The 13011-nt window shown below is 38.8% G+C and carries 10 protein-coding genes and 2 pseudogenes; 7 read left to right on the forward strand and 5 right to left on the reverse strand.

The annotated features are described in order from the left end of the window. The first annotated feature begins 33 nt into the window (after positions 1-33). The 5 genes and pseudogenes from AC6CH1_RS00115 to AC6CH1_RS00135 form a co-directional block, all read left to right on the forward strand. Entirely contained in the window at positions 34-849 is an 816-nt protein-coding gene (locus tag AC6CH1_RS00115; RefSeq protein WP_251689963.1) for an undecaprenyl-diphosphate phosphatase, read from the forward strand. 294 nt (positions 850-1143) lie between these two features. Then, positions 1144-1560: a MarR family winged helix-turn-helix transcriptional regulator gene (locus AC6CH1_RS00120; RefSeq protein ID WP_498315890.1), complete on the forward strand. Its 417-nt coding sequence runs from the start codon at positions 1144-1146 to the stop codon at positions 1558-1560. Next, on the forward strand, positions 1557-2744 hold the full coding sequence (locus AC6CH1_RS00125; protein ID WP_498315891.1) for an MFS transporter: 1188 nt from the start codon (positions 1557-1559) through the stop codon (positions 2742-2744). Before AC6CH1_RS00120 ends, AC6CH1_RS00125 begins: the two co-directional genes overlap by 4 nt. 150 nt (positions 2745-2894) lie before the next feature. Further along, positions 2895-4061 carry an aminotransferase-like domain-containing protein gene (locus AC6CH1_RS00130; protein WP_498315893.1) on the forward strand — a complete coding sequence of 389 codons (1167 nt, stop codon included), beginning with the start codon at positions 2895-2897 and terminating at the stop codon, positions 4059-4061. Between the two features lie 115 nt (positions 4062-4176). Further along, positions 4177-4305: pseudogene (locus AC6CH1_RS00135) on the forward strand (LytTR family DNA-binding domain-containing protein); the annotation flags it as partial. A 431-nt stretch (positions 4306-4736) separates the two neighbouring features. Here AC6CH1_RS00135 and AC6CH1_RS00140 read toward each other — a convergent pair. Next, a complete protein-coding gene (locus tag AC6CH1_RS00140; protein ID WP_008404655.1) occupies positions 4737-4937 on the reverse strand; it encodes a cold-shock protein in 201 nt (66 codons plus the stop codon). 533 nt (positions 4938-5470) lie between these two features. Here AC6CH1_RS00140 and AC6CH1_RS00145 point away from each other — a divergent pair. Next, positions 5471-6495, forward strand: a pseudogene (locus tag AC6CH1_RS00145) (methyl-accepting chemotaxis protein). Between the two features lie 88 nt (positions 6496-6583). Then, the gene (locus AC6CH1_RS00150; RefSeq protein WP_498315895.1) at positions 6584-8773 is read left to right on the forward strand and encodes a DNA topoisomerase III; all 2190 of its coding nucleotides are present in this window, start codon (positions 6584-6586) and stop codon (positions 8771-8773) included. A gap of 92 nt (positions 8774-8865) precedes the next feature. Here AC6CH1_RS00150 and AC6CH1_RS00155 read toward each other — a convergent pair whose 3' ends face one another. The 4 genes from AC6CH1_RS00155 to AC6CH1_RS00170 form a co-directional block, all read right to left on the reverse strand. Then, positions 8866-9450, reverse strand: coding sequence for an SET domain-containing protein (locus AC6CH1_RS00155; RefSeq protein ID WP_251689957.1), 585 nt, complete (start codon positions 9448-9450; stop codon positions 8866-8868). Between the two features lie 244 nt (positions 9451-9694). Further along, the gene (locus tag AC6CH1_RS00160) at positions 9695-10960 is read right to left on the reverse strand and encodes a saccharopine dehydrogenase NADP-binding domain-containing protein (protein WP_498315897.1); all 1266 of its coding nucleotides are present in this window, start codon (positions 10958-10960) and stop codon (positions 9695-9697) included. Positions 10961-11104: 144 nt separating this feature from the next. Further along, positions 11105-12295 (reverse strand): amidohydrolase, encoded by a 1191-nt coding sequence (locus AC6CH1_RS00165; protein WP_498315899.1) that lies wholly within the window; start codon positions 12293-12295, stop codon positions 11105-11107. Further along, on the reverse strand, positions 12292-12999 hold the full coding sequence (locus AC6CH1_RS00170; protein WP_251689954.1) for a small-conductance mechanosensitive channel: 708 nt from the start codon (positions 12997-12999) through the stop codon (positions 12292-12294). Before AC6CH1_RS00170 ends, AC6CH1_RS00165 begins: the two co-directional genes overlap by 4 nt. Positions 13000-13011 lie beyond the last annotated feature (12 nt).

Genomic DNA, 13011 nt, shown 5'->3' on the forward strand with positions numbered 1-13011 from the left:
AACCGAAGAGGACTACTTTTTTAGGAGATACAAATGGAAAATTTTGATTTGATTTTAGTGTTAAAGCATTTTATTATCGGTATTGTTCAAGGTTTAACTGAACCGATTCCGGTGTCATCAAGTGGGCATGTCATGATTGTAAGTGAAATTCTGGGAATGGGCGAACAGGGCTTTACATTCGCAATCCTAACGAATACGGCATCATTGATTGCAATTATGTTTATTTACCGTGAAGATATTATTCGGTTAATTACTGGATTTTTACTGTTTATTAAAACACGTAATGCGCGATACCGTAAAGACTTTAATTTTGCGCTTTACGTCATTATCGGCTCGATTCCAGCAGGTGTTTTAGGGGTTTTGCTAAGCGATGTTATTGCAGACAGCGTGAGCATGACGACAATCGCGATTATGCTGTTCGTGACAGGGATTGCCTTATGGTTAATTCGTAATTTACGCGGAACGAAACGCGACGGGGATTTATCAGCAAAGGATGCCTTATTAGTAGGTTTTGGGCAGGCAGTTGCATTAACACCGGGGATTAGCCGATCGGGTGCGACAATTATTTCGGCAATCGCTGTCGGAATGAAACAGGAAACAGCACTGCGTTTCTCATTCATGCTGTATATTCCGGTGAGTTTAGGCGGTGTCGTTTTAGGGTTTACAGACTTCCTCGATGAGCCAAACAAAATGGATTTAGCCCTTCCGTATACAGTTACATTCCTTGCGACATTGTTTATGACATATTTCGCCATGCGCTGGTTCATGGGTATTATGAAAAACGGAAAGCTGCATTACTTCACGTATTACTGCTTTTTAGTTGGTATTTTATTATTAATATTCTTTTAGCATGGATAAACACGCTTGTAGTCTTAAAGGCTATAAAGCGTGTTTTTTAGTTCAAAGTAAGGTAGGGGTTACCGGTAATTTTCCATTTATTTTCCCAAATAAAACGGAATTACTTTCTCTATTTTTTCGAGTATTTGCATAACCTAATTTATCAGCCTTCCAAACCAATTTAGCACTCTATTTTTTGTCAAATTCAACTGGTCCAGTAAAAAAAGATTGACAAATGAAGCAGATTTTTATTTAATTAGTTAGGTTAACTAACCATTTTAGCAGAAATAGGGAGGTAATATAATTATGACTTTCTTTTTACAATTGCACCGTTTTCATAAACGATATACGCAGCGTCTTACTAATATATTGGCAGTGCATGAACTGTCTAATGCCAACTGGTCTTTAATGCATTATTTGGCGAATGAAGAGCTGGCAACAATGAGCCAGATTGCGAAATATTGGGATGTTGAGAAGCCGACTGTTTCCGCAAATGTTAAGACATTGACGAAACAAGAGCTTATTCAAATGAAACAAGGCAATGACAGACGGGAAAAATATATAAGTTTGACTGAAAAAGGAGAAAGATTGTATAAAAATATTTCCCCGGAAATTAAATTTCTACAAAATCAGCTATTAAACAACCTGTCAGACGAACAACAGGAGCTTTTCAAAAAAGCACTGTCTGATATGGAGAAAATATTGAAAGAAGGGCTAGAATGAAGGGAACAAAAGAGCCAATCTGGACGAAGGATTTTATCATTGTATCGATCATTAACTTTATAGCAATCTTAATATTCTTCCTGCTAATGGTGACCATTTCAAGTTATGCAGTAGACACGTATCAAGTTTCTACAAGTATTGCAGGACTTGTTTCAAGTATTTTTATTATCGGATCATTGATTGGCCGAATAGGGGCGGGACGTCTCATCGGCAGTATCGGACCACAGAAGATGCTTTTAATTGGTCTTATTATATTTTTCGTAACAACAACACTTTATTTAATGGAATGGGGCGTTGTTTATTTATTGATTATCCGCTTATTACAAGGGATAGCTGTCGGAACGGTCGGAACAGCTACAGGTACGATTGTTGCTATGATTTTACCCGCATCACGTAAAGGGGAAGGGATTGGATACTTTAGCTTAAGCGCTATTTTGGCGACAGCAATAGGGCCGTTTGTCGGCATGTTTATGCTGAAGCTTGAAAATGGCTTTAATGTTATTTTTTATATGAACACTGCGCTTTCGCTTATATTACTAATCGCTTATTTCTTTGTTAAAATTTCCTTACCACAACCGAATAAACAAAGTGGAAATCAGGAAGAAAAGCTTTCGTTTCTGGAAAAATTCATTGAACCAAAAGCGCTTCCGATTTCATTTATTGCCTTATTAATTGGCTTTGCGTACTCGGGAGTTATGACGTTCATTACGTTTTATGCAAGAGAAATCAATTTAGTGGAAGCGGCAAGCTACTTTTTCTTAGCCTATGCGGGGGTTGTCATTATTTCTCGTCCATTTACCGGGAAATTGATGGATGTGCGTGGTCCGAATATTATTGTGTATCCATGTATTGCCGTTTTCGCGATTGGAATGTTGCTATTCAGTCAGGCATCAGCAGGCTGGATGTTGTTACTTGCAGCTGTCCTTATTGGCTTTGGCTACGGGAACTTCAATTCCATTGCCCAAACGATTGCAGTTAAAGTAACGGAGCCACATCGATTTGGCTTAGCAACATCCACATACTTCATTTTGTACGACTTAGGATTAGGTGTCGGACCATTTATTTTAGGGATGATTGAACCTTATACAACATACCGTACAATCTTCGTATCGATGATTCCGCTAATTCTTGTCTGTATTCCGTTATATTATTTATTAGTAGGAAGAAAGCGAAAGCTGGCATAAGTTCTGTTAAAGTAATTATTCAGAATGACAGTTTCATGTCATTAACTTACTAGCAATAAGCATGTATCTTCTTAAATGGTACATGCTTATTGTTTATTCGTTTAAAAAGTGATAAAATTTTGAAAATTACAAAAAGGAAGAGAGTCTATTATGCAATATTCTGATAGCATTTTAAAAACACCATCATCATTCATCCGAAATATTTTAAAGGTAACGGATGCATACGACGTCATTTCATTTGCGGGAGGCTTGCCAAATCCAATCTCATTTCCAATTGATGAGTTAAAGCAGTCGGTAAATGATGCGATTGATGCAAATGGTGCAAAGGTATTTCAATATTCTACGACGCAAGGTTATTTGCCGCTACGTCAGTATATTGCAGAAAAATATAATAACAAGCAATCGAACTTAAATTATAAAGCAGATGATGTACTAATTACGACAGGATCCCAGCAAGCATTAGAGCTTATTTCCAAAGTTCTGCTGAACAAAGGGGACGGGGTTGTTATTGAGGAGCCCGGTTATTTAGGAGCGATCCAGGCATTTACATTACGTGAACCAAGTTTCTACGGTGTAACACTGGAAACAGAAGGACTGAATGTAGAACAGTTGAAGGATGCACTAAAACAGCCGAATGTGAAAATGGTATACACAGTTCCGAATTTCCAAAATCCTACTGGGTTAACGTATACGAAAGAGCGCCGTGAAGAAGTATTTGAAGCGGTAAAAGATCAAGATGTCATTTTTATCGAGGATGATCCATACGGTGAGCTTCGTTTTACTGGGGAACACTTGCCATATATCGCAGCTGGGAAGATGACAAACAGTGTCGTATTAGGTTCATTTTCAAAAACGGTTACACCGGGTATGCGCCTAGGTTATATTTTGACGAAAAATCATGAACTTCTAAATCATGTCGAAACAGCGAAGCAGGCAACGGATTTACATACAAACATTTTCGCACAATACATTTTGCAGCAGTATTTAACGACAAATGAGTATGAAGCGCATGTTGAGAAAATTATAGCGCTCTACAAAACGCAAGCAGATGCGATGCTGGCTGCAATGGAAAAGTACTTCCCGCCATATGTGAAATATACAAAACCTGAAGGCGGTATGTTTGTATGGGTAACTCTTCCGGAAGGCGTAAATGCGCTTGATAAGTTTTCGGAAGCGATGGAGAAAAAAGTAGCATTCGTGCCGGGAAATCCATTTTATACGAATAAAGAATCAGTTAATACACTGCGTCTAAACTATACAAATGCAACACCTGAAATTATTGAAGAGGGTATTAAACGTTTAGCGGAAATTTTATAAGTAAATTTAGGGAAGCTATTGCTTGGAGGAATCCGAGTAATAGCTTTCTCTTATATTGTAAGTTTCTAGAAGGAAAAAAGGGGAATAATAATATAATTATATTAATTGAGAGCACACGTTGAGTGAACTAGAGAAGCAATTGCACCATTTCAGGTTTTTCCGCTGTCACCGGTCCTATATCGTCAATTTACATAAAGCAAGGGAAATCATTACGTGGACCTGCAACAGTTACAGCTTATCCCTTTAAGGTACAAACAAATCATAAGTACCATTATCACGCACAAAACTTACGGAGCTATAAGAAATTGTCGGAATATAGATTTCCTGGGAAATAGCCCGTGCAATTCATCGAATTTTAACACCAAACACCTTCAATTTGCGACAATTCACCCTCAAAATAATGCTGTCATTTCCATTCTCCCTTAAATTAAAGGTAACAACGAAACCAAGGAGGAACAAATGATGACAAACATTATTGAGGTTCAAAATTGGCAAATGAAGTTTGGGAATTATTCAGGAAACGTACGAAAGATGAATAGGCTTGGAAATAGAAATGGCTGTGCCGAAGTCTAAGTTTCGGCACAGCTGTTTTTTATCGTTATGAAACTATAAAAAGAAGCATACCCGATAGAGTATGCTTCTTGCAACTAACTATGTGAACTTAATTCCTTAGAATTAAAGTTTTGTTACGTTAGTAGCTTGTGGGCCACGGTTGCCTTCTTCAACGTCGAATTCAACTTTTTGACCTTCGTCTAAAGTTTTGAAACCTTCGCCTTGGATAGCTGAGAAGTGTACGAATACATCGTTACCGCCTTCAACTTCGATGAAACCGAAACCTTTTTCTGAGTTAAACCATTTTACTGTACCTTGTTGCATGAGAGAAAACCTCCAAAAAATTAATTAATTGAATTGCTAAATGTATAAAAAATTCACACATTAAAAAAGGGAGCGTACACGTTCACTTTTTTAATATGTGAATTGATCGTAAACAGCTTAAGCAATTTAATTAACTTTATTGTATAACAACATTATCCAAATGTCTACTAAAAATTCTCCAAATACAGAAGAAAATTTTGATTTTTCGTACAAATGAAGGGAAAGTACGATTATCAGGAAATAAATTAACAGTATTTTACTAGCTACTTTCGGAATAATAAGTAAATTTTTGTGAATTTATTAAATTTCATTTAGATAACTCGGTGTTTGTATAATTAAAATGAACTGAATGGATCAATTGGTTTATGGGAATTAACGTGTCCTGTATGTACTGCTTTCATCCCTGTATAATTAATTGTTCCCCCTATTTTGAAGTTTTAAACATCATTGTTGTAATTATTTTTATTGAAGTTACCTGAACAAAATCGAATGATTAGTTCATAATCTCTAAAAAAGTTGAACCAGTAAGCCAGGTGACGAAGGCTCAAATTGCTCAAGGAAACTTATCGATACAACCATTGAAAATTAAAAATAAAGACGAAGTGGGTATGATGGGGCAAAGTTTTAATGAAATGCTGACAGATCTTCGAAGTATTGTCTCGAATGTAAATGAGTCGTCTATGCAGGTGGCTGCAAATGCTGAAGAACTTTCGGCAAGCTCGCAACAAAGTTTGGCCTCATCACAGATGGTGGCAAAATCAGCCGAGAATCAGTTGACTACAAGCACAGAGCAAGCGCACCATATGAATGCATCGATTGGTTCAATGGAAGAGTTGCGTACAAGTGTTGATCAGATTTCAGGTGACAATGAACAAATGCTGAATGCCACTACTGATGTCAAAGATTTAATTGATCAAGGAGCGACAACGATTCAAAATGTTGTGGACCAAATGCAAACTATTCATACGACGTTTAAAGATACTACACAAATGATGAATACAATGTCCCAGCATTCGAGCAGCATTCAAAATATTACAGGTATTATTACAGACATTGCTGACCAAACAAATCTGCTAGCATTAAATGCTGCAATCGAAGCAGCGCGTGCAGGAGAGCATGGAAAGGGTTCGCAGTTGTAGCGGAAGAAGTACGGAAGTTAGCGGAGCAATCGAAAAACTCAGCGACAGAAATTGGCGGTATGGTACAGCAAATTCAACAGACATCGAGTACGGCAACGAAAACAATTGTGGACGGCGGTACAATGGTTGATGAAGGAATGGAGAAAACATCTGAATCACTACGTGTATTCGGGGATATTGAAAACGGTATTGGAGAAGTGGTTTATCGTGTGGAGTCTGTATCTGCAGCAATAGAAGAAATTCAGGCAATGATAGGCTCGGTAACAGAAAGCATGAGATCTGTTCAAGACCTTGCAGCAATAACAGCCGATAGTGCAAGCGACACGAGCGCGGCAACAGAAGAAATTTCCAGTAACGCTTATTCCCTATCTGAACTAGCTGAACAGCTGCAGCGAGAAGTTAGTCACTTTAAACTATAATTGGAAGGGGCCATTAGCTGATATCAGTTAATGGCTCTTTTAATTGTATGCTATAGTAAAAACAAGGATTTTTGAAAGGATGAAACATATGGTTAAAAGCTTAGTATTAGCAGAGAAACCTTCAGTTGCACGCGATATTGCGAATGTCCTGAAGTGTCATAAAAAAGGCAATGGATTTTTAGAAGGAGACAAATATATCGTCACATGGGCGTTAGGACATTTAGTAACGCTGGCAGATCCGGAAAGCTACGACGAGAAATATAAGAAGTGGGATTTAGCCGATTTACCGATGCTGCCGGAACGTCTGAAATTAACAACAATCAAGCAGACAAGCAAACAATATAATGCGGTTAAATCACAGCTAACGCGCAATGATGTTAATGAAATTATCATTGCAACAGATGCCGGTCGTGAAGGGGAGCTTGTTGCCCGCTGGATTATTGAACGTGCAAAAGTAAATAAACCGGTTAAGCGTTTATGGATATCATCTGTTACCGATAAAGCAATTAAAGAAGGCTTTGCGAATTTAAAGCCAGGGAAAGCGTATGAAAACTTATATTATGCAGCTGTTGCCCGAAGTGAAGCCGACTGGTATATCGGGCTGAACGCAAGTCGTGCATTATCGACGAAATTCAACGCACAGCTTAATACAGGTCGTGTACAGACGCCGGTTGTCGCAATGGTTGCGGCCCGCGAAGATGAAATTAAGCATTTTAAACCTCAAACGTATTATGGGATTGAAGCCCAAACGAAAGAGCTGAAATTAACTTGGCAAGATCAAAATGGCAATTCGCGCAGTTTTGATAAAGAAAAGATTGACCGAATCGTTAACACACTGGATAAGCAAAATGCGAAAGTAATCGACATTGAACGTAAACCGAAAAAGTCGTTTTCACCAGGGCTATATGATTTAACTGAATTGCAACGTGATGCAAACAAACTATTTGGCTATTCGGCAAAAGAAACGTTGAATATTATGCAAAAGCTTTATGAATCACATAAAGTGCTCACATATCCTCGTACCGATTCACGGTACCTGTCATCGGATATTGTCAGCACATTGCCTGAACGCGTGAAGGCATGTGCTGTTGGGGAATATCGCACATTAGCAAACAAAGTACTGACAAAGCCGATTAAGGCCAACAAATCGTTTGTTGATGATAGTAAAGTATCGGATCACCATGCCATTATCCCGACTGAAGAATATGTAAACTTTGCGAACTTCAATGATAAAGAGCGTAAAATTTATGATTTAGTCGTAAAGCGTTTCCTTGCGGTACTTTTCCCTGCACATGAGTTTGAGCAATTAACGGTTCAAGCCGAAATCGGGAAAGAGAAGTTCATCGCACGCGGTAAAACGGTAATTACTGCCGGGTGGAAAGAAGTGTACTCGAACCGTTTTGATGACGAGGAAACTTCAGAGGATGTAAAGGAACAGCTGTTGCCACGCCTTGAAAAAGGACAAGTGCTAAACGTGTCATTACTAGCCCAAACTTCAGGACAAACGAAACCGCCAGCACGTTTTACAGAGGCGACGATATTGACAGCGATGGAAAATCCGGCAAAATATATGAACACGCAAAATAGAGCTCTTGCCGATACATTAAAATCAACTGGAGGGTTAGGGACTGTTGCGACACGTGCTGATATAATCGATAAATTGTTCAATTCATTCCTTATTGAAAAGCGCGGAAAAGACATTCACATTACGTCAAAAGGCCGCCAACTGCTTGATTTAGTGCCGAATGAACTGAAATCACCGGAAACGACAGCACAGTGGGAGCAAAAGCTTGAACAAATTGCTAATGGCAAGCTGAAAAAAGATGTCTTCATTAATGAAATGAAACAACACACAAAAGCAATCGTTGCTGATATTAAAAACAGTGATAAAAAGTTCAAGCACGATAATATTTCAACGAAGACCTGCCCGGATTGCGGAAAGCCGATGCTTGAAGTAAACGGGAAAAAGGGCAAAATGCTTGTATGCCAGGACCGTGAGTGTGGTCACCGCAAAAACGTCTCACGCGTAACGAATGCCCGTTGCCCGCAATGTAAGAAAAAGCTGGAGCTGCACGGACAAGGCGATGGTCAGATTTTTGTATGTAAATGTGGTTACCGTGAAAAATTATCCGCATTTGAAGCACGCCGTAAAAAAGAAGGCGGCGGTAAAGTTGATAAGCGCAGTGTACAAAAATACTTGAAGCAGCAGGAAAAAGAAGTTGAGCCAATTAATAACGCATTTGCAGATTTATTAAAAGGCATGAAGTTTGATGAGTAATCATTTTGAATAATTAAATGCAAGATTGGAAAACCGTACTTTAAATAAGTGCGGTTTTCATGTTTTAAAGGGGTTCTGGAGTTTCTACTATATTAATCAATAAATAGCGTGAGAATGGAATCTATTGGAGCTTCACCATTCGCAACTGCCATCACTTTATCAACATACTGCTTGTCGATTAAATACTTTAACGGCTGCTCTACTGTATTAAAATGTTTGAATGTTTCCCGTGCTATCTCATCCCATTCTTTATAATAGGTTAAGTAGTCATTTGCCGTTACTTTTGTTCTTGATGTGCCTTCCTCAGGGATGCACTCAAAATCCTCATCATCTCCCAAAGTGCCGTAATCACATGTTAATTGCTCGCCAGGTTGAATGTCTTTTGCAGCCATTTGAAAATTATAAGCTGTATCGACACAATTTGGATTGAAACTGTGATTCATGTATTTTGCGTGATCCCAATGAAGAACATAAAGGCCGTCAGAATCTAAATATGCATATTTATAGACATCCGCTTTTTGCAAATCACCAAGGGTTTCAATGAATTCCTCTGTCAACATCAGGTCAAGGTCATCTTTAATCCAGACAATCGTTCCTTTAGGAATTAATTTTGTTGCAAAGACACCGACGCCTACCTCCTCACTGACGAATTGAATTTCTGTATCCGGGTGCATCATTTGTTATTCCTCCTAAAAAGTAATCCCATTCAAATGTTATGTTGGACGGGGGATAAGTCATTTCCTTGAAATCAGATTGTTTTAATATGTTTATGTCATTACTTTCTATTTGGAATAGGCTTTCGTCTTATTTAAAACGCTATGATGCACGTGAATTTCACGTTATATTGCGGAATCCATTTCATTAGAAAACCATGTAGAATAATTACTGTTCTACATGGTTTATTTCACAAGCCTAACGTGATTATTGAATTCTCTTTATTCTTTCGTGCAATAATCCATCCGAGCTGTTATTCTCACCAAAAACAAAATCCAGCATATAGTAAGCTAAATATTTTCCGTAATTACTTTCCGTCTTCATTAATAACTCATCGACATAATAGGCACCTAAAGGAATCGTATCTAATAGTAAACTTGCGGTACCTGCATATATTCCGCACGCTACCTGAAAGTATGTGGCACTTGTGTTGTATTTTTTGAATATATCTTCACTTTTCATCGTGTTATACATATAGATTTCCTTATCTTCGTAAACTAAAAGAACCCCGACAAGATCTTCTCCTTCAACTTCTCCCTCAGCAGGGTCGATTAACGCTTGATTCCAATTCCAAAGGTCATCCACATCATCTAAATTATTTCGGATTAATTCCGTTGTATGTTCATTAACCCGATAAAGAAAGCCCAACTCAAAATCAAACAGTTTTCCTAATGACAGTACTTCCTCATGGGGCATGAGACATCCATAAAATTCTCGATCTCTTAACGTAACCTTAAATTCGGTCGCATACACATGATCGTACATGTAGAGCGGAATCTGATCACGGACAAACATAGGATAGCTTAAAATAGCTTCATCGAGAAAACATTCAACAGACCATGTTGTATAGATCGTTTTAGGATCGACAAGGTTTTCGTCTTTATAAAAAGAACTGTCATGCTCAAAAATATAGCAAGCTAAAGGTGGGTCACTCGTATGTTCCTTCAATAGTTTAATTGCCATCCATTGCACGACACCGGGATTCATACCTGAGCCTATAATAGCTCTCGTATTGGTAATGGCATCTTTCTTTTTTTCGAACCGGGTATATCGTTCGGTAAGCGGAAAGCCATACAAGCTTTCGTCTAGATCAACTGCAGTGTTTTCTAAGGCTGAGTTTATATAATGAACGCCAAGCTTATTGCAGCATTCGACCATTTCGATGGTATCGGCCCAGGATACATCAATCACTAGTTTGGTGCTGGTTGATTGTAAATGTTCGATAAATTGATCAAGGTTATTCAAATCAAATTGAACGGTAATTATTTTATCCTTTAAATTAGGGAACAGTTGATGGTAGTAATGCATTGTTTTTTGTTTGATATCAATTAAGTAAAGCTTTGAAGTTACAATAAAATGGTGGATGGGATCATTTTTATCGGTAATCGAGTGATTTAAAATCGATAAGATAGACTTCGCAACACCACCCGTACTGCCAAGAATTGTGATTGTATATTCATTTAGTTGAACCATAGCAAAACATCCTTTACCTGTAATTCCTATAGCGTATGAAATTAAGGTGGGGGGTGTATGTATGACTAACTAGTTTAGAAAAATAAATTTAGTATGAAAAAAATACCATTTTCTCTTGTGGAGAATAATGGTATTTAAAAGGCTCTATTTTAAGCAATATTTAGCAACGACTTCAGCTCCAGCTTTTGCTGCAACTAATAGTGCCCGTTCGTCAATATCAAACTTTGGGTGATGGTTCATATAGGGTACATCTAAATACGTCGGTTGGCAGCCAATATAATAAAAAGTGGAAGGCTTTGTGAGTGCATAATAGGCAAAGTCCTCGGATCCGGAGAATAAAGGCGCTTCTTCAACGGCAATGATTTCTTCCTGTTCCGAAGCTTCCAGTGTTTCTACTACAAAGTTTGTTAAGTCTTCATCGTTTACTAATGGAGGGTAATCCTTTTCGTAAGTGAGCGTACAAGTAACACCAAATTGGATCTCCAAACCATCTACTAAACGTTTGATTTCCTGCTCAATCGTAGCGTGAACTGTATCGTTCATATATCGGACATCACCTTCAAGTGTTACCGCATCTTTAATAACATTGAACGTGCCTTTTCCATCAAAGGAACCGATTGTGACGACACCCATATCATACGGGTTTAACCGTCTGCTAATAACCGTTTGTACCGTTGTTACAAAATTCGAGGCTGCAACAATCGCATCGTTTGCCAGGTGAGGGGACGAACCATGCCCGCCTGTACCATGTACGACCAGTTTGAAAAATGAGCGACCGGCCATTGCAGCACCAGCACGGTAACCGATATGACCAACCTTAAATGTTGGAAATAAATGTGCTCCGACAATAATTTCACAGTCATCGAGCAAGCCGGAAGCCATCATACTTTTCGCACCACCAGGGGGTTTTTCCTCTGCATGCTGATGAATAATTTTTACTGTTCCGTGCAGTTCATCCTTTAATTGAATAAGGCAGTCCGCTAAAACAAGCAAATACGCAGTGTGACCGTCATGACCGCAAGCATGCATGACACCAGGGTTTTTCGATTTGAATGGGACATCTGTTTCTTCTTCAATTGGCAAGGCATCAAAATCTGCACGTATTCCGATGACGGGACCCGGATGACGGCCTTGAATTTCTACAATAATTCCGTACCCATTGCCGACATTGCGATGGACATTTACGTCTTTATTTTCATAGAAATCCGCGATATACTGCGCTGTTTGCTGTTCTTCAAAGGAAAGTTCCGGATTTTCATGCAAATGACGGCGAATTGCAATCATCTCATCGTTCCTAGTTGCTAACTTTTCCATTAACTGTTGTTTAATTGTCATGATGCTTGTTCACCTGCTTTCATTTTTTCAAGAATTACGGCAAAGAGTACTGTTCCTGCAATACAAATAAATGTTTGGAATGACGGCGGAACAGGACCAAGCGCTGCAAAAATACCTAACCCGATTGCACCGATTCCCCAAACAGGCTTTTTAAGGGCAAACTGTGCGAGCACGCCTCCAAAAATAGCTGGCAATACAAAGCTGAAGCTCGCGCGGATTGACTCAGGCAGCGCATTAATTAAGTAAGAACCACCTAAAATTACAGCAATTAGCATTGTTGTATTCACAATCGAAGCAGCAGAAATTGCTAATGTCGCTGTAACTTCACCTTTGCGTGTCCCTGGCTCTGCTTTTACGATGGATTGGGCAATAGATGCGCTAGGTAAGCACATATTTCCGATATTGCCTGTTAGAAAGGCCAAATACGTGCCCGACACACCTAAAATTGGGTAGTAGCTAATTGGCTCGACAAACCAGATGATCGATACAACGGCCCCGTAACTTAAAAAACCTGTTAAGATAACAGACCAACCTGGATGGTACCCTAGACCAAATGATAAATAGAGGGGAAGGGCAATCGTACAAATGATGACACTCCAAATAGTAAGACGCCCCCAGAAATGTGCCTGACTATGAAACGTTGCAAAGTTTTCCTCGCTTTTTGTAGGTGAAGCATCTGTTGTGTGACGCTCTAAAACGACCATTTTAATCATCCT

Source organism: Solibacillus sp. GQ1 (assembly GCF_059758555.1).

Bases quoted from the DNA above. Each gene is read 5' to 3' on its own strand.
- AC6CH1_RS00115 (WP_251689963.1), top strand. From the start codon at position 34: ATGGAAAATTTTGATTTGATTTTAGTGTTAAAGCATTTTATTATCGGT.
- AC6CH1_RS00120 (WP_498315890.1), top strand. From the start codon at position 1,144: ATGACTTTCTTTTTACAATTGCACCGTTTTCATAAACGATATACGCAG.
- AC6CH1_RS00125 (WP_498315891.1), top strand. From the start codon at position 1,557: ATGAAGGGAACAAAAGAGCCAATCTGGACGAAGGATTTTATCATTGTA.
- AC6CH1_RS00130 (WP_498315893.1), top strand. From the start codon at position 2,895: ATGCAATATTCTGATAGCATTTTAAAAACACCATCATCATTCATCCGA.
- AC6CH1_RS00140 (WP_008404655.1), bottom strand. From the start codon at position 4,937: ATGCAACAAGGTACAGTAAAATGGTTTAACTCAGAAAAAGGTTTCGGT.
- AC6CH1_RS00150 (WP_498315895.1), top strand. From the start codon at position 6,584: ATGGTTAAAAGCTTAGTATTAGCAGAGAAACCTTCAGTTGCACGCGAT.
- AC6CH1_RS00155 (WP_251689957.1), bottom strand. From the start codon at position 9,450: ATGATGCACCCGGATACAGAAATTCAATTCGTCAGTGAGGAGGTAGGC.
- AC6CH1_RS00160 (WP_498315897.1), bottom strand. From the start codon at position 10,960: ATGGTTCAACTAAATGAATATACAATCACAATTCTTGGCAGTACGGGT.
- AC6CH1_RS00165 (WP_498315899.1), bottom strand. From the start codon at position 12,295: ATGACAATTAAACAACAGTTAATGGAAAAGTTAGCAACTAGGAACGAT.
- AC6CH1_RS00170 (WP_251689954.1), bottom strand. From the start codon at position 12,999: ATGGTCGTTTTAGAGCGTCACACAACAGATGCTTCACCTACAAAAAGC.